This is a genomic window from Dellaglioa sp. CoH-56-MRSF-11 (assembly GCF_056782135.1).
Map to the genome: position 1 here is coordinate 142,346 of NZ_JBXAYE010000001.1, position 25,640 is coordinate 167,985.

A 25,640-nucleotide genomic window follows, 5' to 3' on the forward strand; every position below is an offset into this window, starting at 1 on the left:
TATATGTTAGTACAAGCGTTATTAATTGGACTATGGGCTGGTATTGCCGGTATCGATATGTATAGTGGTTTAACACATATTCATAGACCAATCGTTACTGGTGCAGTAGTTGGTCTAATATTAGGAGATTTTCAAACCGGCTTAATTGTTGGTGGTACATTAGAATTAGTTTGGGCTGGAATGGTTCCACTTGCTGGAGCACAGCCACCTAATGTTGTTATTGGTGGAATTATGGGAACCGCATTTGCAATTATTGCTCATCAAACACCAACATTAGCAGTTGGTATTGCCGTACCATTTGCAGTTGCCGTACAAGGTTTAGTTACATTACTATTTACAGCTTACTCACCAGTTATGCATAAAATGGATGAATACGCGATGGAAGGTAATGATAAGAAAATTGATCGATTGAACTACATGGGTCCGCTAATCTTGTTTGTTTTCTACTTCATTATGGCGTTCTTACCAATCTTCCTCGGTGCAAGTAAAGCGCAAGGAATGGTTGAAGCCGTTCCTGCATGGATCTTAACAGGATTAAGTACGGCCGGTGGTATTATGCCAGCTGTTGGATTTGCCATGTTGTTAAAAATTATGTGGAAGACAGCGTACGCACCATTCTTCGCAATTGGATTTGTTGTTGCAGCATATGGTAACTTACCAATCTTAGGAGTCGCAATCATTGGTATTTCAATCGCTGCTTATGATTTCTTTATTGGTGGAGCAAAATCTGATAATGGTGGAAAAAAAGTAGCAACCGTAACAGTTAATGAAGAGGAGGACTATAGTGATGGCATCTAAAAAGAAATTTGATCGCAATGATGTTGTGATCCCAGATACTTATAACGATCCTACTGTTGAAAAGGTAATTACAAAAAAAGATTTAAACAAAATGGTTTGGCGTTCACTACTTTTACAGGCTTCATTTAATTATGAACGTATGCAAGGTGGTGGGTGGACTTATAGTTTAATTCCTGGATTGAAAAAAATTCATAAAGATAAAGAAGATTTCTCATATGCAATGCTTGATCATTTACAATTTTTTAATACACATCCATTTTTAGTAACATTTGTTCAAGGTGTTATTTTAGCAATGGAAGAAAATAAAGAAAATAGATCAACTATTCGTGGTATCAAAGTAGCAATGATGGGACCTTTAGGTGGTATTGGGGATGCGATGTTCTGGTTAACGTTGCTACCTATTACAGCCGGAGTTGGGGTTTCATTATCAATGAATGGAAATCCACTTGGACCGATCTTATTCCTTGTTGTCTTTAATGCAGTGCATTTTGGGTTACTATTCTGGTTAATGAATTATGGGTATAGAACTGGTACTCGTGCTATTTCGAGTATGAAGGAAAATACAAAAAAAATATCACGTGCTGCGTCGATAGTTGGATTAACTGTTGTTGGAGCCTTGGTTGCAACATACGTTAACTTTAAATTTGGTGTTGTGATTCATGCTGGGAAAATTGATATTGATTTACAAAAAGGTGTTATTGATAAAGTGATGCCGGCATTATTACCGCTTCTTTATACATTCTTCTGTTACTGGATGTTGAAAAAAGGTAAATCTCCATTGATGTTGATTGGGCTCACAGTAGTTGTTGGCTTAGTAGGTGCATTCTTCAAGTTATTCTAGAAGAGGCCTGCGGAACTAGACTATGGATAATGGGCTAGTTTCTTTTTAACAAAAATAATATAGGAGGCATTACTGGTGGAAATATATTATATTCATGCAGATAAGTTTTTCTTGAAAAACACGGTTGAAAATGAAGGGTACTTGGCAATTATTGATGGTAAATTTGGTGATTATCAACAAGAAAAACCTGATGGTGATATCAAAGAATATACGGGTAAATGGATTGCACCAGGGCTTGTAGATACACATGTCCATGGTTTAAAGGGATATGATGTGATGGATAACGATTTTGAGGGCGCAAAAATGATGTCTGAAGGTTTATTAGAATGTGGCGTTACTTCATTTCTGCCGACAACATTGACGGCAGCTCCAGAAACGTTGAACGAAGTTATTTCTGACTTTGGTAAGCGTCATGGTGAAGTACGTGGTGCAAAAATACAGGGTATCTTTTTTGAGGGTCCATTTTTTACTGAAAAACACAAAGGTGCGCAAAATCCTAAATACTTTTTAGATCCAAGTATAGATATTTTTGAGCATTGGCAAAAATTAGCGCATGGACTTATTCGAAAAATTGCGATTGCACCTGAGCGAAAGGGTGTTAAAGAATTTACTGAGGCCTTAACTAAACAAGGGGTCAAAGTAGCATTGGGGCATAGTGATGCTACGTTTGATCAAGCTAAATCTGCAGTAGAATCTGGTGCATCTATTTTCGTTCATACGTATAACGGAATGAGCCCACTTAATCATAGAGAGCCAGGGATGGTTGGCGCAGCAATGTCATTAAGTAGTGTCTATGATGAACTAATTTGTGATGGTCAACATGTTAATCCGGCATCTGCTAAAATTTTAATTAACGTTAAAGGAGCAGACCACATTGTATTAGTAACTGATTGTATGCGTGCTGGTGCAATGCCTGATGGAAATTATACATTAGGTGAGTTCCCAGTTGTTGTTAAAGATGGCGCCGCAAGGTTAGAGTCAGGAAGTTTAGCTGGTAGTGTCTTAAAATTAATGGAAGCAGTTAAAAATGTTGTTGATTGGAATATTTCTACTCCTGAAGAAGCAATCCAAATGGCTAGTTATGTGCCCGCTAGAAGCGTTGGAATTGATGATAAGTGCGGAAGTATTGCGGCAGGTAGAGATGCTGACTTCATTGTTTTAGATCATGATTTAAATTTTGAGGAAACATATTTAAATGGTACTTTAAAATATAAAAAATGATATTAACTGATTCTTTATTAAGAGCTAGTCGGAGTAAACGGTATTTATGATTGTTAAGTTATTTTTAATTGGTATGTAAAAAATGAAATTTTAAAAACCTTTTCATATTCTTCAAAGATAGAATTATAAGTGGATGAGAGAAGTAAAAAAATAATAAAGGACGGAATAAAAATGACACCAAATAAATTGGCAGGACTTAAAGCACTTTCAAATGAAAAAGGCGTAATTGCAGCATTAGCAATTGATCAACGAGGATCTTTAAAAAAAATGTTGGCAGCAGCAGCAAATAAGCCAGCAAATGAAGAAGATATCGTTGAATTTAAAAAAGTAATTTCATCAGAATTAACACCATACGCTTCAGCAATATTACTTGATCCAGAATATGGTCTTCCAGCAGCAAAGGTCCGTAATGCAAGTACTGGATTACTAGTTGCATACGAAAAAACGGGTTATGATGTTACTACCCCAGGTCGCTTACCTGACTTATTACCAGATTGGTCAGTTCGTCGTCTTAAAGAAGAGGGCGCTGACGCTATTAAATTCTTACTTTATTATGATATAGACGAAAATGCTGAGATTAATAATATGAAACATGCATATATGGAGCGTCTTGGTTCAGAATGTGCTGCAGAAGATATGCCATTATTTTTAGAATTGGTTTCTTATGATGCAACTAATGACGATGTTAAAGGTTCAGAGTATGCTAAAGTAAAACCTCATAAAGTTATTGAAATGATGAAAGAATTTTCTAAACCTGAATATAAAGTAGATGTACTTAAAGTAGAAGTGCCAGTCAATATGGATTATGTGGAAGGGTTTAACGACGATAATGAGGTGGTATATTCTAAGACAGAAGCATTAGATATATTTAAAGAACAAAGTGATGCAACCAAATTACCATTTATTTTCTTAAGTGGTGGTGTATCGGCACAATTATTCCAAGATACTTTAGTATTTGCTCATGAAGCAAAATCAACATTTAATGGTGTACTTTGTGGACGTGCAACATGGAGCAAAGGTATCGAACCATTTGCTAAAGATGGTGAAGAAAAAGGTAAAGAATGGATGAACACAGTTGGTAAAAAGAATATTGAAGATTTAAATGTCGTTCTTGAAAGTACTGCTACATCGTGGTTTGATAAGGTATTAAAATAGTAAAATAAAGAGGCTAAACGTCATGTTTAGCCTCTTTATTTTTAATGATTTAGTAATGAAAAAAAGTAGAAGTGAAATAAATTTATTTGCTAGCTTTCTTTGTTCGAATTGCATAAGAATCTAAAAGTATACGGCTCATTACCTGTAATGGTAAACGAGATTTAACTTCAAATTCAGGGAAATATGAAATTTCAGATTTAAATCCGATAAACACGGAATCTGAATATTTAATAAGTGGACTTAATTTGTTGGTTGTTAATACAATAATATCGGCTCCATTTTTATACGTATTTTTAGCACCTTCAAGGAGTTCTGCAGTAGTTCCGTTCAATGAAATAATAATTAAAATATTATTATATGTAATCCTGTGACTAATTTGTTTAATAATATTGGGATCCGTAAAACTGACACAATTTTTATTTAATAATTCAAATTTTGTTAGCATTTCAATTGCAATTAATTCAGAAAAACCCCTTGAGAAAATGTATATTTTTTTTGAACGTTTAATTTTTTGAACTGTTTTTTCTATGGTATTAACGTCAAGCATACGTAGTGTGTTATTAAGTTCATGTTCATTCTTCATAATGACTTGTTGGATATCGTGATCCATATTCTGAATATTCTTATATTTTTTTTCTTTTTCTTTAGTAATTATAGATTGTTTAAAATCCATATAACCGCTGTAGCCTTTTTTTTTGAGCGTTCGTACGACTGTAGCGGTTGATACATGAGCTAAATCGCTAAGGTTGGTTATTGTTAATATCGGAATATCTTCTAGGTTATCTTGAATGACTTGCCAAAGAATCTTTTCGGAGTTACTAAGAGACATTACTGGTCACCTCACCTTGATTGTTTGTTTATTTTCAATTGTAGCATACAAAATCATATATTGAAAACCTTTTCATTTCTGTCAGATGTAGTATTGGTAGGTAGAAGAAAGGGGTAAAAATTATGATATATACATGTACATTGAATCCAGCTATTGATCTTTTTATCCAAACCGATGAAATGAAAAAAAATATTGTTAATAGAACGGAAAATTATGAAATACAAGCGAATGGTAAAGGAGTTAATGTTAGTTTTATTCTAAAAAAGAAAGGCGTAGAAAGTACTGCTATTGGAGTTGGTGGAGGATTTACTAATGCGTATATTGAGTCTGAGTTGGCAAGGTGCAATATAAAAACTGATTTTGTACATATCGATGCTAATACACGAATTAATGTTTTTACAAGAGTAATTCAGCAAGATACGGAGTATAAATTAGTAAATAAAGGTCCACATGTTAGTGATGATGAAATAAATCAGTTCATGGATAAGATTCAAAATTTAGATGAAAAGGATACATTAGTTGTATCTGGTAGTTTATCTGACGGAATCTCTGAAGAAATTTTAATTAGTATCGCAAAGCAGGCGCAGGAAAAAGGATATAAGCTAGTTTTGGATACTAGTTATCAAACCGTACTGGATACATTGAAATATAATCCTTATATTTTAAAACCAAATGATGAAGAATTAATGAGTTGGTTTGGCGTAGAACATAAACTATCTCAACATGAATTGATAACTTATTCAAAAGAATTAATTAAATTGGGTGCACAAAATATTTTATTATCATTGGGTGGCGGTGGTGCAATGTTTATAAATAAAGAGGTTGTGTTATATGGAACTGTCCCTAAAGGAACCGTTGTTAACACGGCTGGGGCCGGCGACACCATGTTGGGAACTTTTTTAGCAGGGGTAGCGATAGGGGACAAAAAAATAGAAGAAGTATTTAGAGAAAGTATAGCAGCCGCGAGTTCAACGGCATTTTCAAAAGGGTTAACAGATTTTTCGAATGTAAAAGAGCTGACTAAGCAGGTAAAAATATCTAATATTAAGGAGGAATTAAGATGACAAAATATAAAATAATTGCAGCTACTGGATGTCCAACAGGAATTGCGCATACATACATGGCGCAAGAGGCCTTAGAACAAGCCGCTAAAAAAAGAGGTATATCAATTAAAGTTGAAACTCATGGTCAAAGTGGTATAGAAAATGCGTTTTCACAACAAGAAATTGATGATGCTGATGGTGTAATAATTGCGTCAGATAAAGATGTAGATATTGATCGATTCGATGGTAAAAAAATGATAAATGTGTCAGTTACGAAAGGTATGAAAGAGGCAGATGTATTAATTGATCAAATATTGACAGATGATAATTTACCTACCTATCATCGAAAAGGAGCAAAAATTTCATCGAATGAAGAAACAGTAAATTTATCTGGCTCATTTTGGCACAAAATGTATGTGTACGTGATGAATGGAGTGTCACATATGTTACCAATAGTAGTTGCTGGGGGAGTGTTAACAGCCGTATCATTTTTTTGGGGAATTAATTCAGCAGACATAAAAAGCCCTCAATATAACGATATAGCACATTTATTGAACACTATTGGCGGATTTGCAATGAATCTTATGGTTCCAATTCTATGTGCCTATATAGCTGAGGCTATTGGTAAAAGACCTGGATTGATAGTTGGATTTGTAACGGGAATGATAGCATATACAAATGGAACGGGATTTTTAGGTGGAATAATTGGTGGATTTTTAGCAGGGTATACGATTTTAATATTACAGTTCTTATTAAAAAAACTACCTAAATCATTAGATGGACTGAAAGCCATTTTTATTTTACCTGTAATTGGAGTATTTTTATCAGGCTCTATTATTTGGTATCTATCAGTTCCAATGGCAACAATTAATGAAGGAATGATGACGTTTTTAAAGGGTTTAGAAAATTCAAGTCCCATTCTATTAGGATTAGTTGTTGGAATTATGTGTGCTTCAGATATGGGTGGGCCAATTAATAAAGCAGCATATTTAACCGGAACAGCTCTTTTAGCACAGGGAAATTATTTCTTTATGGCAGGAGTTTCTGCAGCGTGTATTGCGCCACCATTGGCAACAGGGTTTGCTGTACTGTTCAACAAAAAAGCATACTCAGATAAAGAGCGCAGCGCAGGTTACGTTAACTTTTTATTAGGATCAACTCATATTACAGAAGGTGCAATTCCATTTGCGGCAAAGAATCCGCTACTAAATATTCCTGCATTTATGGTTGGTTCTTCGATTGCTGCGATTTTAACCTATGTAACTAGAATTAGTGTACCGGCTCCACATGGTGGATTTATTGTATTACCGTTAGTGAATAAACCATTACTGTGGGTATTATGGATTATTATTGGATCACTTGTATCTGCTGTCTTACTAGCCGCTATTGCTGGTCGCCAAGCTAAAAAAAATAATAGTTTAGTGATGAATGTAGGTAGTAATACCAACTTTGAACAAGAGCAAGATAATGATATAAAAATGAATGAAAATGAATTCGATAATATATTGAAAAGAAAAAACATTGAATTGAACGTAGCCGTTTCTGATAAAGAAGAACTCTTACATTTTTTAGCAAATTTTGCTAAAAAATTAGGATATACGAATAATGAAAGTTATATTTTAAATAAGTATAAGATTCGTGAGTCTGAGGGAACGACAGGGATGGAAAAAGGCATTGCGATACCTCATGCACAGGATGAATCGATTAATAAATCAGCAATGCTAATTGTTAAATTACGTGAGCCTATTGAATGGGAAACATTTGATAATCAGCCAGTAGATACAGTTATCTCATTTCTAATTCCAGAAAAAGATGATGGAAAGCATTTACAGTATTTATCAAATACATCGAAATTACTTGTCCATGACTCATTTGTGGAAGAATTAAAAAAATCGAATACAGTTGATGATATATACAACCTATTTAAAGAAAATATTAATAAGTAGATAAAATTGAGCTACAAAGCTACGTATATACTAAAAAAGTACAAGTGTTTAATGATAAGCGAAAATTCATTCTAAGTAAACAAGTTCAAATTTTGTTGACTATTAGAATGGATTTTTTTAGTTCGCCTTTTATTTAGCTAGTCCATAGCTAGTATCAATATAAGAATAAACAGTGTCTAAATTATTTTGGCCATTTAATAAAATTGAAACCCAGTGTTTTTTATTCATATGGTACCCTGGAAAAATTTGATTTTTGTCTATTTTATTGATGAGCAGGTCAGGATCCATTCGAATATTAAGTATTTCAACTAATTTCTCGGAATCCAAGCCTATTTTAGTTGCTGGAATTTTCATTAAAGCGGCATACCATTTTTTAGAATCTGATCGACGTAAAACAGCGTCATTTGGAAACTGTTTCCAGAGGAATTCTAGATTGGTCTGATAATGTTCTTGTACATAATTAATGATAGATTGTGAATCAGCAGTTTGGAATACTGGAGTAGTTTCAAAACAACTAGCAACAATTAAATCCAGTTGTTCAATCACTGATTTTCTGATTGAACTGACAAATGATCCTGTTGCAGACTGATTTTTATAAAGTGTATATTCTTCTTTAGTTAGAGCATCAATAATAGTAGTATTAATTTTTTCAGAGGGGGAAATTGAGACGGTTAGTATAAATTGATTATTAAGAATTGAAACTTGATAATTATAGATTTCTTCTGCTGTTTTTGTAAAACCATATGGAATCAATGAATCTACCTTTAGTTTCAAATGACTAAATGAATTATAAGCAAAAAAGTCTGTTAGCATAGTGCATCTCCTTTTATAAATTATATAAACAATTAACAGTAGCATACCTTATATTTCTAATTTTAGACTTTAAAGGACTAATTATATAGTATAAAATAGAAAAATTAATATAGACTATTTTATCTAGGAATAAATTGAGTTAAACTGTACTATTATGATTCATTTAACTAGGAGATTTAATCATGCAAAAGACGTTGATTGCGGCAATTATTGTTATTAATTTTATATTTATCTGTTATTTTATGCGTGATTTAATGAGACATAAATCAGACTTCATGAAAGAACCGGCCAGTTCAGTATGGACACCAATATCGCAGATTGTTATTTTTTTCTTTTCTACTTTTGGAATTTCAGATTTTGCCATATCAACAGCAATATACCAGAAAGCTAATTGGGTTTCTATGAAAAAATTACCAGGTACGTTAAATGCGCAAGATGTTATTCCAATATTTGTCATGTCGCTGGCGTATATTACAAGTATCAATGTTGGTACTAAGACGTTACTAGTCTGTATTATTTGCCAAGTGCTGGGTGCTTATATTGGTCCGAGATTTGTTGTTAGATTACCTGAAAATAGTATTAGATCATTTGTTATCGTTGGATTACTTGTTGCAACCGCGTTAATCATCGCTGGTAAATTAGGCCTAATCACTGCTAGTGGGACCGCTACCGAACTATTTGGCTGGAAATTAGTTGTAACAGGATTTTTATTATTTATTTATGGCGCATTAAATAATATTGGAATAGGCTCATTTTCATTAACAATGGCAACTGTCTATGCGATGGGAATGGATCCGATTGCTGCATTTCCAATTATGATGGGGGGATGTGCATTTTCTTTACCAATAGGAAGTATGCAATTTATAAAACTCAATCAATATTCTAGAAAAATAACCTTATTTTCTGTTTTTGGTATTATAGGTGTTTTAGTTGCGGTACTTTTAGTTAAGAATATTAATACAAGTGTGATTCAATGGATTGTTATTGTAGTATTATTGTATTCTGCATACAGCCTATATATAGGTAATAAAGAAGCTAAACTAATCAGAGATAAAAATAAATAAGCAAGCATATTTTAATTGAAAATGGCTAATCTGATATATACTTATAAAAAGTAAGCATATTAGTGGAGGTAGCAAAAATGAAAAGTATAGAAAAAGAAACAACGGTAAGTGAATTAATGGATAAAATTAAAGATGGAAAGTATATCCTATTTTTTTCTGCAACATGGTGCCCAGATTGTGCTTTTATTAAACCTGAAATGCCTAATATTGAATCAGAATATACTGAATACACATTCTTAGCTGTCGATCGAGATGAAAATATGGACTTAGCTGTTGAGTTAAGTGTCTTCGGTATTCCAAGTTTTATTGCATATGAAAATGGTAAAGAAACAGGACGTTTAGTTAATAAAAATCGTAAAACGAAACAAGAAGTAGAAACATTTATTAATAGTATTCCTGCGTAATTAAAAAGATTAGTTAGTATGAATAATCTGCTTTGAATTAAAAATACCCATCGAGTAAACAAGGTTTTACAGTAACTTGTTTACTCGATGGGTATTTTTAATTATTTATTTTTATCAAACACTAAGTGCGTTTATCAGAGCATCTGCTGAATGTTCAATACTTTCTTTTGTTAACGATTGATCAAAAAGAAGATAACCAAGTACAATACCACCTATAGTTGACCAAATAACCTTAAGAATTTCGAGATTATCCCAACTGACAATTAGTTTTTTTTCTTTTAGTGTATCAATAGTTGAATTGAGTGCCGTCCAGTATGGGGCGGGAATATTTTCTAATAACTGTTTAACAACCGATTTATCATAAAGTAGTTCAGAAATGAAAATTTTAAGAACTTTAGCATTTTCTTGCAAAAAAATAATTCTATTTTTTAACAAAGGACGAATTAATGAATCCAAAGTTAAATTTGAATGATCAATGGACTCGTCTAATAAGTCGTGCATTGCAGAAGGTAAGATGGATTTAATGACAGGGGCAATAATGGCGTTAAGTAAGCCTTGTTTATTGTTATATTTACTAAAAATATTACCTTCAGCCACGCCAGCTTTTTTTGCAATTTCTTTTGTACTTGTATTTGCATAGCCTTTTTCTGAGAATAATTCAATTGCGGCGATTAAAATTTGTTTTTGTTTATCTGTTATATCTCTAAATAAATCCGAGTTGGCATATAATTTTAATTCAGAATTTTTAATAATATTCACCATCCTATTTATAGCCCTATTATGACACAATTGATAGCGATGACAAAAGACAAACTTATTATTTTGATAGTTTATATTTAAAAGTTAGGGTTGACTAAACTTGTGGATAGGTTATAATCGTATTTGTAATTGATTGAGTGCTCACTCAAAAAGAAAAGAGGAATATGATTATGTTTAAAAATAAATTTTTAGGTTTCGCCATTTTAGTTTCGGTATTACTTACATTTATTATGGTGGTGATGCAAATCCCATCTGTAAAATCAGAGCTCAAAGATGTACCTGTTGCCATTGTTAATGAAGATAGTGGTAAGCAAGGTAACAAAATCGTTGAAAATCTAACTAGAAGCAAAAATAAGGCGTTAGATTGGCATATCGTTAAGAGTGATAAGGCACTTAAGAGTGCAATGGATAAACAACATTATTATGCGGCTATTGTAATTCCAAAAGATTTCTCGGCATCAATTGGAAAATTAGCTGATCCAACAACAAAAGATGTTACAAATGTAACTGTTGTAACAAATGAAGCAAAAAATGCTACATTGTCAACGACTTTAGGTTCGACACTATCAACAATAGTTACAAAAATTGGTGGTGGTATTTCAGCCGGAATTTTAACAAATATGGCAAAAGCCAATATGAGTGTCCCCGCTGTGACTGCATTGAAGTTAAATAACCCAATCACTGTAAAAACAACCGTTAGACATTCAACCGCTGGATTAACATCAGCGAATAGTTCGTTCTTCCAACCCGTCTGGATTGCAAGCATGGTTATTAGTTTATTATTATTCTACGCTGGAGATTCAAGAGAATTTAAATCAATGAAACACAAGTTTTCATTTAAATCATCATTCATTATCTCAGCTGTAGCACTTGCAATTTTAACTGGATTTGCAACAGCTACGTATGCGACATGGATTTTAGGATTTGATTTTACACATTTTATAACAATTGCATCGTTCTTATCATTTACAAGTTTTGCTTTTATAATGTTATTCTCAGGGGTATTGACATGGATTGGTTTCCCAGGGGTAATTATATTTGTCCTCTTACTATTTTTCTCAATTCCTTTATTGGCAATGGCACAACCATTAGTACCTCAATTCTACCAAGATTGGGTTCTTCCATGGTTACCAATGCGTTTCTTGTATGATGGTGCTCGCAGCATTCTTTATTATGGAGCATCTTTCTGGAACAGTTCTACAATGGGCCTAACTTATGTCTTAGCAATCGGTAGTGTCTTGTTTTTTGCCGAAGGATTATCACCCAAACATCGTAAAGTTGAAAAAGAAATTAACGATAAAATTAAAGAGATGGAAGTTAAATAGAATTCTTTAAATGAATCTTGAAATAAATTAAAAACCTCAGGGTAATCACCTTTTTAAGTGATTGCCCTGAGGTTTTTAATTTATTAATTATGGTTTTATTTTTGTCCACTTTGAATAAAAAAGTTAGCATGTTTATAGTTATAAATAGTTTGAGAAAGATCAAAAGGTTCACCGCTTACTGTATAAAAAAGTTCATCAATATAGAGTCCAGGCGAATTTTCTGGTAGTTCTAAAAGGGTTGATTCTGTCTTTTTAAGGGTGTCTGTACGTAAATATTTATCGGAGAAACCTATTTTTAATTTTAAAACTTCTTTCAAGTAATTAAAAATAGACTCACTGATTATTTCGCGATTAAGATAAGGAACAAGTTTTTTTCGATAGTAGGATCTCTCAATACAGAGAACTTGATTATCGATGTAACGAATTCTTTTTATTAAATAAACTTCCTCACCCGGAGCACAATTTAATTCCCTGGCTACATCAGCATTGGGTAGTTCAACTTTTAAATCAATCACTTTTGTAGATAATTTACTGTTTTCTAAATCTTTTGTAAAGCCCATGTTCGTCATTAGAGCGATGTAACCGTCTCTTTTTTGACGACGAACAAAAATTCCGCTACCTTGTACTTGATAAATAATACCCTTATCTTCTAAAGTTGTGAGAGCTTTAACGAGTGTCGTCTTACTGACGGCATATTTGGCAATAAGTTCATTTAGACTAGGGAGTTGCGTCCCTTGATTCAAATTTTTATTTTTAATTGCAAGCTCAATTTGATCAGCAATTTCTTGATACTTTAACATTTCATGCCTCCATTAAAATAATGTATCCTTTATTGTATAACATTGTTCCCGCCTTGTACATCTAGATGAAAAGGGTTACAAAAAAAGTGTTGACTTATTGTGCACGTACAATTAAAATATACATATACAAAGATTTGTAAGGGTTTACAATTTTTTTCTATTTATTCGTTTTTATCTGAGGAGGAGAAAAATATGGCAAGTAAGGTTAGAGATTATACAAAATTAGCTACAGATATTTTAGAAGCAATTGGTGGAGAAAAAAATTTAGCAGGAGCAACGCATTGTGCGACACGGTTACGACTAGTGCTACATGAGGTTCCTTCAGATGCTAAAGAAAAAATATCAGCAATGGCAGGCGTTATCACTGTTGTTGAAAGTGGTGGACAATTCCAAGTAGTTATTGGACCACATGTTGCGGATGTTTATGATGCATTCTCAGCAATGATTGATAGTTCAGAAGTAGAGGAAGTAGAAGCACCAAAAACAAGTATAATGAATCGAGTTATTGCAACAATGTCTGCGGTTTTTGCCCCATTCGTTTACATATTGGCCGCGGCAGGTATTATTCAAGGGAGTTTAATTCTAATTACTTTAGCTATGCCAAATTTTCCTAAAAGTGGTACATATCAAGTTTTAAGCTTTATTTCTTGGGCACCATTTACGTTCTTACCAATATTTATTGCCATAACGGCAGCTAAACATTTTAAAACAAACAGTTTAATCGCTGTTGCATGTTGTGCTGCATTAGTTAGTCCCACATGGGCAGAGATGGCTGGAACTATTGCTAGCGGTACAAGTATTAACTTTATGGGTATTCCATTATCTCAAACAGTTTATACATCATCAGTATTGCCACCATTATTTTTAGTTTGGATTCTTTCTTATCTTGAAAGATTCTTGAGTAAAAAGATACCTGACATTATTAAAGAACTTGCTGTTCCATTATTATGTCTATTAATTATGGTTCCTTTAACAATCTTAATTATTGGACCACTTTCATCTCTTGGAGCTGAAGGAATCGCAAAAGGATATAATTATTTAGTTAAAGTTGCACCACCTTTAGCAGGTGTTATTATTGGTGGTTTCTGGCAAGTACTTGTTATTTTTGGTATCCATTGGGGTGTTACGCCAATGGTTATGGCCAATTTCAAAATGAATGGAATGGACTCATTTCAGGCTTTTCAAACAATTGCAGTGGTCGCACAAGTTGGTGCTGTTTTAGGTGTATTTATTAAGTCTAAGAACAGAGAATTAAAAAATATATCTCTTTCAGCATTTATTACAGGATTATTTGGGATTACAGAACCAGCAATTTATGGTGTGACATTAAGATTTAAAAAACCATTTATCTTTGGTTGTATTTCAGGAGCGTTTGGTGCATTAATTACAAGTTTCTTTAATTCATATTATTTTGCTTATGCTGGACTACCAAGTTTATTAACCATTGTAAATGCAATTAGTCCTAAATACCCACACTCATTTATTGGTATGGTTGTTGGATGTATTGTAGCAATTGTGGGTTCAGTTCTACTTGTTCAAATTTTTGGTACGGGTGAAACAGTTAGTGAAGTCGCAACAATGGAAGCACAGTTAGATGATGCACCAGCTAAGGTCGCACCAGTTATGAGTACGCCAGTAATAAATGCACCAGGCGTTGTTAATAGCCCTGTAACAGGGAAAGTAATTGCGTTAACAGAAGTAGAGGATGAAGTATTTTCATCTGGTGCAATGGGCAAAGGTGTTGCTGTAAATCCAACGGATAATAAAATATATGCACCATTTGATGGTCAGGTTGTCATGACTACAGAGACACAACATGCGATTGGATTAAAATCTGTAGATGGTGTAGAAGTTTTAATTCATATTGGAATGGATATCGTTGAATTAAAAGGAAAATATTTTGCAACACAAGTTAAAAATCATGATTATGTAAAAATGGGTGATTTACTTGTTGAATTTGATCAAGAGAAGATAAAAGAATCAGGATTTTCAGTAGTAACACCTGTAATTGTGACTAATTCAGATGATTACGAAGATGTTATTGCGTATACGCAAAATGAAATTCACCATGGAGAACCAATAATGGAATTAATTCCAAAAGGAGAAAAATAAAATGTCTAAATTACCGAAGGATTTTTTGTGGGGTGGCGCTTTGGCTGCTCATCAGTTTGAAGGCGGCTGGAATGTTGATGGAAAAGGGCCAAGTGTTATTGATGTGATGACTGCAGGAGCAAATGGTGTTCCGCGGGAAATTACGGAAACTATTGAAACAGATAAATTTTATCCGAATCATGATGCAATTGATTTTTATCATCATTACAAAGAAGATATTCAATTTTTCTCTGAAATGGGATTGAAGTGCTTACGAACATCAATCGCGTGGTCACGTATTTTCCCAATGGGAGATGAAAGCGAACCAAATGAAGCGGGATTACAATTTTATGATGATGTTTTTGATGAATTATTAAAAAAAGGTATTCAACCAGTGATTACCCTATCGCATTTTGAAATGCCACTCCATTTAGCTAAAGAATATGGTGGTTTTAGAAATCGTAAATTAATTGATTTTTTTGAAAATTTTGCTACGGTTTGCTTTAAACGTTATCAATCTAAAGTAAAATATTGGATGACATTTAATGAAATTAATAATCAAATGGATACAAATAACCCCATCTTTTTGTGGACTAATTCTGGAGTTATTGTGAACGATGGTGAAAATCCCAAAGAAATTATGTATCGAGTTGCACATAACGAACTCTTGGCTAGCGCTAAGGCGGTTATTGCTGGTAAAAAAATTAATTCTGATTTTGAAATAGGATGCATGGTATCACACGTACCAATTTATCCTTATTCATGTGATCCGGAAGATATCATGGCTGCTGAAGAGGCAATGCATCAACGCTTCTTTTTCCCAGATGTTCATGTTCGTGGAGAATACCCACGTTATGCACTAAAAGAGTTTGAACGTCACAATTATGATGTTGGGATTCAAGAAGGCGATATGGAGATATTGAAAAAAGGGACAGTTGATTATCTAGGATTCAGTTACTATATGTCAACAGTTGTTAAAGCAGATGCTGAAGCAGATCATTTAGGTGATGTTGTGAATGGTGGACTACCTAATGGGGTTCCTAATCCGTATATTAAATCTAGTGACTGGGGCTGGGCAATTGATCCCGATGGTTTACGATATACGTTAAATCGATTATATGATCGCTATCAGTTACCGTTATTTATTGTTGAAAATGGTTTTGGCGCGATTGACAAGCTTGAAGATAATCATGAAATTCATGATCCTGAACGTGTAAGTTATCTAAAAGAACATATTGAAGCAATCGAAAAAGCAGTTGATTATGATGGTGTTGAAGTCTTAGGATATACACCATGGGGTGTTATTGATTTAGTATCATTTACAACTGGTGAGATGAAAAAGCGTTATGGTATGATTTATGTTGATCGTGATAATGAGGGCAATGGATCGATGAAACGTTATAAAAAAGACTCATTTACTTGGTATAAAAATGTAATTGAAACAAATGGAGAAAGTCTTTAAAAGTTATTATAGAAAGAAAAAGCATCTCATTTATTAATAAATGAGATGCTTTTTGATTAATAAAAAAACAAATGACAACCGGTTGACATAAAAATATAAACAGGTTATACTTTGGTTATTCTTTCAGAAAGCGCTTTCTAAAAGTTGAGTTTATAGGTACAGGCAATTGCTATTTTTTAGTGAAATGGGACATTTATTAAACAAATAGAATGGGGTAAATAGAATGGAAAACAAAGTAAACGTAGATACAAATCAAGTTGAAGAAATTCCTCTTTTTCGAAAACTAAGTTATTCACTTACAGATTTTGGCGGAAATATTCTATTTGTAAGTATTAGTACGTACTTGTTATATTTTTATACAGATGTTTTTGGAATTGGGATTGGTGTAGCTGGAACTATCTTGCTCGTCACACGATGCGTTGATATGTTTGATGCACCAATATGGGGCTTTTTAATTGATCATACACATACAAAATGGGGACAAAGTCGGCCGTATTTCTTGTGGTTATGTGTACCATTTGCATTCTTTACATGGTTAACATTTACTACACCGAATTTATCGGGATCGTCCAAAGTTATCTATGCATCAGTTGTTTACGTCATTGCAGGAATTATATATACCGGAATTAGTACCCCTATGACGTCGATTTTACCTAACTTAACAAATGATTCAGACCAAAGAACGGTTTTGAATTCATATCGAATGGTTGGAGGAAATGTTGGTCTATTGGTTGCTAATGGTGTTGTTTTACCATTAGTTCAAATATTAGGGCAAGGAAATGATCGTAAAGGATTCTCATATGCAATGATTATTTTAGGGATTATCTCCATTATTGCCTTTTTAATTGCCTTTTTAAATTTACGAGAAATTAATACAACGATTACGAAATCAATATCATTAAAACAGAGTGTTAAAGCAACAAAAAGTAATTGGCCTTGGATTTTATTGGTTATTTCCAACTTATTCTATTGGATTGGAACAACTGTTAGAAGTTCAGGCATGATTTATTATTTTCAATATAATATCCATGCAAAATCATTAGTCGCAGTTGCTGGTTCTTTATCTGTTGTTGCTGTTATAGGGATGATATCAATTCCATTACTTGTTAAACGTACAAATAAAAGAACGGTTCTAATTGGAGCACTATTGATGGGAGCAATCTGTAACATGTTGCTTCAAGCAGTTGGTAGTAATCAAGTTTGGGTTGTTATCTTATATTGCCTAGGATCAATTGGAACGGGTGTTGCAGCTGCAATGCCATTCCTAATGTTGGCTGATGCGGTTGATTTTGGTCAATGGAAAACAGGAATCAGAGCCAGTGGCTTTTTAACAGCTATTGGAAGTGCATTCTGTGTTAAAGCAGGTAGTGGGATTGGCGGATTTATTCCATCACAAGTAATGCAATTCTTTGGATATATACCCAATCACACTCAAACGAGTCAATCTTTATTAGGCATTAACTTAAGTTTTATCTGGATTCCAGCCATGCTGTTCATACTTGCTGCAGTTCCAATGTTTTTCTATGGTAAATTTGAACGAAATGAAGATAAAGTTAGATTAGAATTAGCTAAAAAAGAAGCAGCTTAAAAAGTTAATGGTGGGGATAATGGTTTTGCTTATTTTATGGTAAACTAAGAGTACTAAAAGTTAAGCGGTAACAATTTAACTAAAATTAGACGACTTAGGAGCAAATAAAATGCAAAATCCAAAACTTGATGATGTCGCTGAATTGGCAGGCGTTTCTAAAACGACTGTATCTAGGGTGTTGAACAATAGAGGTTATCTTAGCGAAAAGACAGTTAAAAAGGTTCGTGATGCTGTGAAAGAGTTACATTATCAGCCTAATGATGTTGCAAGACAATTATTTAATAAAGAAACAAAACTAATAGGGCTTATTTTCCCAACCATTGCGAATCCTTTTTTTGGACAATTAGCTTACCATTTAGAAACGAAACTTTTTAATAGAGGTTATAAGGTTCTTATCGGTAACTCAAAAAATGATTCAGAAAAAGAAGTGACTTATTTACGTAAACTAATGGCAAATCAAGTTGATGGGCTAATTGTTGGAGCACATAATGAAGGAATTGAAGAATATCATAATACAAATTTACCAATTGTCGCAATTGATAGAATTATGAATGGTGATATTCCGGTCGTTTCTTCTGATAATTATAGTGGCGGTAAAATGGCAACAGAATTGCTATTAGAACATGGGGCAACCTCAATTGTACATACAAATGGACCTTATGATTTAGAAACGCCTGCTCGAGATAGACGTAGGGCATACGAGAAAATTATGAGTGAACATGGGTTGCCAGCCGTAACGTATACAATTGATTTTAATTGGACAGAAACAGAAAAAACAAAAGTTATTAAAAGAATTTTTGAGGATCTTAAACGAGTGGATGGTATTTTTGCTTCGAATGATACAGACGCTAGTTTGATCATAAAAATAGCTAGAGAATATGGCAAACGAGTACCTGAAGATTTACTTGTTATTGGCTATGATGGGACAGATGTTGTTCGATTATTTAAACCAGAACTAACAACAATTATTCAACCAATTGAACAGATGGCTGATGCAGCTATTGATATTTTAATGAAGAAAATAGAAGGTAAAGAGACACCTATGCAAGTAGTACTACCGGTACAATTATATAAAGGAGAAACGGCATAGTAGGTGCGTTTTTATTTTAAGATAATGACAACCGGTTAACATATAGAACGAGGAGAAGACAATTTTGAAAAATGAAACGATTAATTATCCAGAGGTAACTGATGAAAGATATCGATTAAAGTATCATATTACGGCACCAGCAGGTTGGATGAATGATCCAAATGGGTTTTGCTTTTTTAAAGGGTACTATCACATCTTTTATCAACATCATCCAAATTCAACACAGTGGGGACCAATGCATTGGGGTCATTCAAGAAGTAAAGATTTAGTTAATTGGGAAAGCTTACCAATTGCTTTGGTTCCTGGTGATCAAGAAGATCAGGATGGCTGTTTTTCAGGTAGCGCAATTGTGAAGGATGAGCGTCTCTATTTAATTTATACAGGACATAATTTGAAAGACAAAAATGATCCGGATAGTTATTGGCAGAATCAAAACCTAGCCGTTAGTGATGATGGCATAACTTTTGAAAAATTTGCTGGTAATCCAGTGATTTCAATGCCTCCTGTAGATAATGATGCTGATTTTAGAGATCCAAAAATTTGGTTTGAAAATGGAAAATATAATATTGTAATCGGAAGCAAAAATAAGGATGGCTTGGGTCGAGTTCTTATGTATAACTCAGATGATTTAGAACATTGGGACTACTTAGGACCTATTGCAACTGCTAAATCAGTTGATTCTGAAGGATTCGTTTGGGAATGTCCTGACCTTTTCGAAATTGACGGACAAGACGTTTTAGTAATGTCACCACAAGGAATTAAAGCTGATAAATTAAAATATAGAAATTTCTTCCAAACAGGATATCTGACTGGAAAATTTGATGAAGAGACACATTCATTACATCATGGTGAGTTCACTGAATTAGATTATGGACATGATTTCTATGCAACACAATCAATGGTTACGCCTGACGGTAGAAGGATCATATTTGCATGGATGGACATGTGGGAGAGCCCCATGCCAGAACAGGAAGATGGTTGGGCAGGCGCACTAACATTTCCAAGAGAATTAAATATGAAAAATGGTAAATTATTGATGACACCAGTTGAAGAAATTAAAAAATTGCGCGAAAAAGTATTATTAGATGTCACTAAACCTAAGGATACAACCACTATTTTTGAAGCCCCTACAAAGAGTTTTGAGTATTTAGCGAACTTTAATGGGCAAGAAAATGTCAGCGTTAAAATTAAAAATAGCGATAATAAATTATTAATAAAAGTTAGCTATCAAGCTGCAACAGGTAAGGTAACATTACAAAAGTATAATGACGATTTACTTCGAGAAACTAATGTGAGCGTTGCCAATGAATTGGATGTTCATTTATTAATGGACAACAGTTCAGCAGAATTATTTGTGAATAATGGAGAAGCATGTTTCTCTGAAAGGGTTTATGATGAAAAGGAACTTATAGTTGAAACAAGTAGCGATTCAACTAATTATGATATTAAAATATATGAACTTGGAGGAACAATGTAATGTTATTAGGAAGTATTGAAGCAGGTGGCACTAAATTTGTATGCGCGGTAGGTAACGAAGATTATCAAGTAAAGGATCAAATTCAAATTCCCACGACTACACCTGTTGAAACATTAACGGCAGTCGTAGACTATTTTAAGCAATTTGAAATAGCTGCACTTAGTGTTGCCTCATTTGGACCAATTGAAATCAGAAAAACGTCACCTAAATATGGATTTATCACGAAAACACCAAAACCGGGTTGGGGTGATACGGATTTCTTGGGATTTCTTAAGGGCAAACTGGATATTCCAACATTTTGGACAACGGATGTAAATGGTTCAGCTTACGGTGAATATACAATGTCGACATTGTTTAATGAGAAAATTAATTCACTTGTTTATTACACAATTGGAACTGGTGTGGGCGCTGGAGCAGTAATTGATGGCCACTTAGTTGGCGGTATTGGCCATCCTGAAATGGGCCATGTCTTAGTTAAGAGACATCCTGATGATCTTGATTTTAAAGGTGTCTGTCCATTTCATGGTGATTGTTTAGAGGGCTTAGTTGCTGGACCAACATTTGAAGCACGGACTGGTAAAAAAGGTAAAGATGTCCCATTAACAGACAAAACTTGGGATATTATGGCCTACTATATTGCTCAGGCTGCCGTTCAAACAACGTTAAGTTTACGTCCTAATAAAATTATTTTTGGGGGCGGCGTTACAAATGATGTTTTATTGGAAAAAGTGCGACATGAATTCAAAGAAATTTTAAATGATTATGTTGACGTTCCTCCATTAGATCAATATATTACAGCACCACAAGTTGCTAATAATGGATCAGCCAATGTTGGAAACTTCGCTTTAGCTGAAAAAATGTTATCTGAATGATAGGGTTATTTAACAAAATTGGAGGGTAAAATAATGACAAACAAAAATTATTATGATGTAACAAAATGGCCTATTGGTAACCCGTACGAAGATATTGGGGAAGTTATTAATAGTATTATTACTGATATTAAAAGTCATCAAACTGATAGTAATAGCAATGATGGTGGAAAACCAGGGGCAGTTATTTATCTACCACCAGCTGATTATCACTTGCGTACACAAGTCTTAATAGATATTAGTTTTCTTAAAATTCAAGGATCTGGGCATGGATTTACGTCATCAAGCATTCGGTTTAACGTACCACAAAACGAATGGTCAAATTTACATGAATTATGGCCTGGTGGTAGTCGTGTTCTTGTTGACCTCGATCCTAAAACAACGGATGAAGAATCTGAAGGTGCAGCTTTCTATGTTGCAAGAGAAGGAAATCCGCGTATTAGTTCAGTCGAATTTTCGAACTTTAATATTGATGGGTTACACTTTATTGATGATGGCACAGGCGAAAAAAATCCAGAAAATACGTATGTGAATGGTAAGACTGGAATTTATGTTGCAAGTGCACAAGATTCATTCCGTATTACAGAAATGGGTTTTGTTTACTTAGAACATGGTGTAACCATTTATAACGCAGATGCATTAACAATCCACGATAATTTTATTGCTGAATGTGGTAATTGTATTGAACTACGTGGATGGGGACAAGCTTCGAAAGTAACTGAAAATTTAATGGGCGCTGGATTTAATGGCTATACCATTTTTGCGGAAAACTTCGGAGGACTGCTAATTACGACTAATAATATTTTCCCAAGAGGTGCAAGTAGCATTTCATTATCTGGCGTGACGAAATCGTCTGTTACAAATAATCGCATTCATGCATTTTATCCCGGAATGGTTATTTTAGATGATAATTGCTCAGAGATATTGGTTTCTTCAAACCATATGCTGCATGATCAAGAACCGTGGGCGCCTATGCAACATCGAGATAATGGATTAGACGATTTATATGGGCTGTTATCAATTAGCGGTAATGATAATTCCGTCATTGGAAATCATTTTTCAGAAACGGTTGATCAAAACACGCTTAAACCAGTTGGTGCAACACCGGTCATTATCCGACTTGCTGCCGGACATGGTAATTATATTGCAAATAATAATGTTGTGGCTACAGAAATTCAATCAGGTAGTGGCGATTCAGCATTTTCTGCACAAGTAGATGCGTTACTAGCAACCGAAGAATTAAAAAAAGTCACAGTAACAACTGTTTTGGTTGAAAAGAAGTCAACGCAAAATACAATTTTAGATTCTGGAAGCAATGAACAAGTTATTTTGGATAAAAATGTGAATGCTTTTAGAGCAACACCAACCGTCCCAAAAAAACAGTAATTTTAAATAAATGATTTAATTTGTGCCACTTTGATAAAATAGGACTATAATGAAAGTTGAAGTTAGAACTTAATATAACTGTCCAAATCAAAAGAGGCGATAGCAATGGCAAAGTTGAGTAAAGAACAACGCAAAGCAATGGCTCAAAAAGCAATGGACGAACGTGCTAAACATCCACAAGCTGAAAAAAAACAATCAGGTTTTAAATTTATTGAAGATGAATCAACTAAGTTAGGTGCAGAAAAAAACTAATTATAAAAGTTCAAAGATTAATTCTAAGTATTCTTGGAATTAATCTTTTTTTAGTTAACTAAAAATATTAAATTGGGTGTAAGTCATGTACAATTTGAATGATAGATAATTTAATGAGGAGTGATAATCGATGTTAATTAAACAAGTACATATTGAAAATAAAGAAGAATTACAAGATATTCGAGTAGAAAATGGCATGTTTACTGAGATTGGGGTAAATTTACAACAAAATGCTGATGAAAAAGTCATTGATGCAACCGATAAATTGATGTTACCGCCATTTGTTGATCCACATGTTCATTTGGATTCAACGCTCACAGCAGGTGATCCGGAATGGAACGAATCTGGGACTTTATTTGATGGCATTCGGATTTGGTCTGAACGTAAAAAGACGTTAACCCATGAAGATGTTAAAGAACGTGCTGTTACAGCATTAAAAATGCAGGCAGCCCATGGTGTTCAGTTTGTTCGTTCACATGTTGATGTGACTGATCCTGATTTAGTGGCTTTGAAAGCTTTAATTGAGGTCCGCGAAGAAGTTAAACCTTGGATGGAATTACAATTAGTTGCTTTCCCACAAGAAGGTATTTTATCATTTCCAAATGGGAAGGAATTAATGACAAAAGCTGCTGAATTAGGAGTGGATGCAATTGGTGCAATTCCCCATTTTGAATTTAATAGAGAATATGCAGTTGAATCACTCCATTTCGCTTTTGAATTGGCTCAGAAATATAATTTATTATTTGATGCACATACGGATGAAATCGATGATCCTAGTTCTCGTAGCTTGGAAACCGTTGCGACATTAGCTTTAGAAACAGGGATGAAAGATAAGGTTACAGCATCACATACAACAGCGATGGGTTCATATGATGATGCTTATTTGTACAAATTAATGCGTTTATTGAAGATGTCAGAAATGAACTTTATTGCTAATCCACTTGTAAATATGTTCTTAGGTGGACGTTTTGACACATATCCAAAGCGTCGTGGGTTAACACGCGTCAAAGAATTGGATGAGAATGGGTTGAACGTTGCATTTGGTGAAGATGACATCAAAGATCCATGGTATCCAATGGGAGATGGCAACATGTTAGACGCCTTGCACATGGGATTACATGCGACTCAGATTATGGGTTATAGTCAAATTATGAATGCTTACCGATTTGTGACGACTAATGGCGCTAAATCTATGCATGTTATGGATCATTATGGAATTGAAGTTGGAAAACCAGCTAATTTCGTCATTATGGATAGTGATAATTTTTATGATGCGTTGAATACACGTGCTGCCGTTATGTTATCAGTCCATAATGGTGATGTGATTAGTGAAACCAAGCCAGCAGAAACCCAGTTATATATCTAGTAAGTAATCGTTTTGGTAGCGCCTTCTTGATTTGAATGCTAGAATCAAGGCATGACTTGAAAAGGGGTAATAAAATGAAAATGATTAATTTAGGCGATAGCGAACTTCAAGTATCATCTGTCGGTTTGGGATGCATGCGCATGCCAGAATTGTCGACTGGGCAAGCTGCAGAAATGATTCAAACATCAGTTGATCATGGCATTAATTTCTTTGATCACGCAGATATTTATGGTGCAGGAAAAGCTGAAGAAGTGTTTGCGGCAGGATTTACTGAAACTGGGTTATCACGTGAAGACATTATTCTTCAATCAAAATGTGGTATCGTTCCAGGTGTAGAGTATAATTTTACTGCTGAACACATTGAAAAAAGTGTTGACGGTATTTTAAAACGATTAAATACGGAATATATTGATAGCTTATTGTTACACAGACCTGATACGTTAATGGAACCTGAAGCTATTGCTCGTGTATTTGAAAAACTACAAAAATCTGGAAAAGTACGTCATTTTGGTGTTAGTAATTTCTATCCTGGGCAAGTTGATTTATTACAACAAGCTTTGGATATGAAACTATTAGTTAACCAACTCCAATTCGGTGTCATGCACACTGGAATGATTGATTTGGGAACAAATGTGAATATGGTTAATGATGCTGGAATTAATCGTGATGGCGGTATTTTAGAATATTCGCGTCTTAAAAAAATGACGATTCAAGCATGGTCACCATTCCAATACGGATTCTTTGAAGGTACATTCTTAGATAATCCAAAATTTGCTGAATTAAATGAAGTTTTAAACCGTTTAGCTAAAGAAAAAGAAACAACTAATACTGGAATCGCAACAGCATTTATTCTACGTCACCCAGCTAAAATGCAGGTGATTGCTGGAACAATGAACGCAAAAAGAATTGTTGAAATTGCGAATGCTTCAGAACTTGAGCTAACACATGAAGAATGGTACGAAATTTATCGTGCAGCAGGAAATAAATTACCATAAATGAAAAAATTAAAGTAACTAACTAATTACTATTTTAGTTGGTTACTTTTTATATTAAGCGTATGA

General features: G+C 33.9%; 23 protein-coding genes. 19 read left to right on the forward strand and 4 right to left on the reverse strand.

Annotated elements, in window-relative coordinates; translation table 11 throughout:
- Window positions 1–3 precede the first annotated feature (3 nt).
- From agaW to lacD, 4 genes are all read left to right on the forward strand, one after another.
- Complete coding sequence (gene agaW / locus AC1RPT_RS00695; protein WP_481761032.1) at window positions 4–798, forward strand: PTS N-acetylgalactosamine transporter subunit IIC; 795 nt, start codon at window positions 4–6, stop codon at window positions 796–798.
- Window positions 788–1,639: a PTS system mannose/fructose/sorbose family transporter subunit IID gene (locus AC1RPT_RS00700; RefSeq protein WP_481761031.1), complete on the forward strand. Its 852-nt coding sequence runs from the start codon at window positions 788–790 to the stop codon at window positions 1,637–1,639. The genes agaW and AC1RPT_RS00700 overlap by 11 nt, the downstream gene beginning before the upstream one ends.
- A gap of 75 nt (window positions 1,640–1,714) precedes the next feature.
- Window positions 1,715–2,860 carry an N-acetylglucosamine-6-phosphate deacetylase gene (nagA, locus tag AC1RPT_RS00705; protein ID WP_481761030.1) on the forward strand — a complete coding sequence of 382 codons (1,146 nt, stop codon included), beginning with the start codon at window positions 1,715–1,717 and terminating at the stop codon, window positions 2,858–2,860.
- Window positions 2,861–3,031: 171 nt separating this feature from the next.
- On the forward strand, window positions 3,032–4,015 hold the full coding sequence (gene lacD, locus AC1RPT_RS00710) for a tagatose-bisphosphate aldolase (protein WP_481761029.1): 984 nt from the start codon (window positions 3,032–3,034) through the stop codon (window positions 4,013–4,015).
- Between the two features lie 82 nt (window positions 4,016–4,097).
- On the opposite strand, the gene AC1RPT_RS00715 is transcribed toward lacD, so the two are convergent.
- Window positions 4,098–4,844: a MurR/RpiR family transcriptional regulator gene (locus tag AC1RPT_RS00715; RefSeq protein ID WP_481761028.1), complete on the reverse strand. Its 747-nt coding sequence runs from the start codon at window positions 4,842–4,844 to the stop codon at window positions 4,098–4,100.
- A 122-nt stretch (window positions 4,845–4,966) separates the two neighbouring features.
- Here AC1RPT_RS00715 and pfkB point away from each other — a divergent pair, with 122 nt between their 5' ends.
- The gene (pfkB, locus tag AC1RPT_RS00720) at window positions 4,967–5,908 is read left to right on the forward strand and encodes a 1-phosphofructokinase (protein ID WP_481761027.1); all 942 of its coding nucleotides are present in this window, start codon (window positions 4,967–4,969) and stop codon (window positions 5,906–5,908) included.
- Complete coding sequence (locus tag AC1RPT_RS00725) at window positions 5,905–7,833, forward strand: fructose-specific PTS transporter subunit EIIC (RefSeq protein ID WP_481761026.1); 1,929 nt, start codon at window positions 5,905–5,907, stop codon at window positions 7,831–7,833. The genes pfkB and AC1RPT_RS00725 overlap by 4 nt, the downstream gene beginning before the upstream one ends.
- A gap of 129 nt (window positions 7,834–7,962) precedes the next feature.
- Here AC1RPT_RS00725 and AC1RPT_RS00730 read toward each other — a convergent pair whose 3' ends face one another.
- Window positions 7,963–8,646: an MmcQ/YjbR family DNA-binding protein gene (locus AC1RPT_RS00730; protein ID WP_481761025.1), complete on the reverse strand. Its 684-nt coding sequence runs from the start codon at window positions 8,644–8,646 to the stop codon at window positions 7,963–7,965.
- Window positions 8,647–8,828: 182 nt separating this feature from the next.
- Between AC1RPT_RS00730 and AC1RPT_RS00735 the strand changes: the two genes are divergently transcribed.
- Window positions 8,829–9,710 carry a sulfite exporter TauE/SafE family protein gene (locus AC1RPT_RS00735; RefSeq protein WP_481761024.1) on the forward strand — a complete coding sequence of 294 codons (882 nt, stop codon included), beginning with the start codon at window positions 8,829–8,831 and terminating at the stop codon, window positions 9,708–9,710.
- Window positions 9,711–9,787: 77 nt separating this feature from the next.
- Complete coding sequence (locus AC1RPT_RS00740; RefSeq protein ID WP_481761023.1) at window positions 9,788–10,114, forward strand: thioredoxin family protein; 327 nt, start codon at window positions 9,788–9,790, stop codon at window positions 10,112–10,114.
- A 114-nt stretch (window positions 10,115–10,228) separates the two neighbouring features.
- On the opposite strand, the gene AC1RPT_RS00745 is transcribed toward AC1RPT_RS00740, so the two are convergent.
- The gene (locus tag AC1RPT_RS00745; RefSeq protein WP_481761022.1) at window positions 10,229–10,876 is read right to left on the reverse strand and encodes a TetR/AcrR family transcriptional regulator; all 648 of its coding nucleotides are present in this window, start codon (window positions 10,874–10,876) and stop codon (window positions 10,229–10,231) included.
- A 167-nt stretch (window positions 10,877–11,043) separates the two neighbouring features.
- On the opposite strand from AC1RPT_RS00745, the gene AC1RPT_RS00750 reads away from it, so the two are divergent.
- Window positions 11,044–12,198, forward strand: a complete 1,155-nt coding sequence (locus AC1RPT_RS00750) for a YhgE/Pip domain-containing protein (protein WP_481761021.1) — start codon at window positions 11,044–11,046, stop codon at window positions 12,196–12,198.
- A 95-nt stretch (window positions 12,199–12,293) separates the two neighbouring features.
- Here AC1RPT_RS00750 and AC1RPT_RS00755 read toward each other — a convergent pair whose 3' ends face one another.
- Window positions 12,294–12,998 (reverse strand): GntR family transcriptional regulator, encoded by a 705-nt coding sequence (locus tag AC1RPT_RS00755; protein ID WP_481761020.1) that lies wholly within the window; start codon window positions 12,996–12,998, stop codon window positions 12,294–12,296.
- Window positions 12,999–13,190: 192 nt separating this feature from the next.
- On the opposite strand from AC1RPT_RS00755, the gene AC1RPT_RS00760 reads away from it, so the two are divergent.
- The 10 genes from AC1RPT_RS00760 (at window position 13,191) to AC1RPT_RS00805 (ending at window position 25,574) form a co-directional block, all read left to right on the forward strand.
- Window positions 13,191–15,110, forward strand: a complete 1,920-nt coding sequence (locus AC1RPT_RS00760; protein WP_481761019.1) for a beta-glucoside-specific PTS transporter subunit IIABC — start codon at window positions 13,191–13,193, stop codon at window positions 15,108–15,110.
- 1 nt (window position 15,111) lies between these two features.
- Window positions 15,112–16,551: a 6-phospho-beta-glucosidase gene (locus AC1RPT_RS00765; RefSeq protein ID WP_481761018.1), complete on the forward strand. Its 1,440-nt coding sequence runs from the start codon at window positions 15,112–15,114 to the stop codon at window positions 16,549–16,551.
- Between the two features lie 223 nt (window positions 16,552–16,774).
- On the forward strand, window positions 16,775–18,139 hold the full coding sequence (locus AC1RPT_RS00770) for an MFS transporter (RefSeq protein WP_481761017.1): 1,365 nt from the start codon (window positions 16,775–16,777) through the stop codon (window positions 18,137–18,139).
- 109 nt (window positions 18,140–18,248) lie between these two features.
- Window positions 18,249–19,229, forward strand: coding sequence for a LacI family DNA-binding transcriptional regulator (locus AC1RPT_RS00775; RefSeq protein ID WP_481761016.1), 981 nt, complete (start codon window positions 18,249–18,251; stop codon window positions 19,227–19,229).
- Window positions 19,230–19,293: 64 nt separating this feature from the next.
- Window positions 19,294–20,706, forward strand: a complete 1,413-nt coding sequence (locus AC1RPT_RS00780; protein ID WP_481761015.1) for a glycoside hydrolase family 32 protein — start codon at window positions 19,294–19,296, stop codon at window positions 20,704–20,706.
- Window positions 20,706–21,578, forward strand: coding sequence for a fructokinase ScrK (scrK, locus tag AC1RPT_RS00785; RefSeq protein WP_481761014.1), 873 nt, complete (start codon window positions 20,706–20,708; stop codon window positions 21,576–21,578). The genes AC1RPT_RS00780 and scrK overlap by 1 nt, the downstream gene beginning before the upstream one ends.
- Before the next feature lie 33 nt (window positions 21,579–21,611).
- Window positions 21,612–22,961 (forward strand): NosD domain-containing protein, encoded by a 1,350-nt coding sequence (locus AC1RPT_RS00790; RefSeq protein ID WP_481761013.1) that lies wholly within the window; start codon window positions 21,612–21,614, stop codon window positions 22,959–22,961.
- Window positions 22,962–23,066: 105 nt separating this feature from the next.
- The gene (locus AC1RPT_RS00795; RefSeq protein WP_409021777.1) at window positions 23,067–23,213 is read left to right on the forward strand and encodes a hypothetical protein; all 147 of its coding nucleotides are present in this window, start codon (window positions 23,067–23,069) and stop codon (window positions 23,211–23,213) included.
- A gap of 130 nt (window positions 23,214–23,343) precedes the next feature.
- Entirely contained in the window at window positions 23,344–24,579 is a 1,236-nt protein-coding gene (gene codA, locus AC1RPT_RS00800; protein ID WP_481761012.1) for a cytosine deaminase, read from the forward strand.
- A 74-nt stretch (window positions 24,580–24,653) separates the two neighbouring features.
- A complete protein-coding gene (locus AC1RPT_RS00805) occupies window positions 24,654–25,574 on the forward strand; it encodes an aldo/keto reductase (protein WP_481761011.1) in 921 nt (306 codons plus the stop codon).
- Window positions 25,575–25,640: the final 66 nt, after the last annotated feature.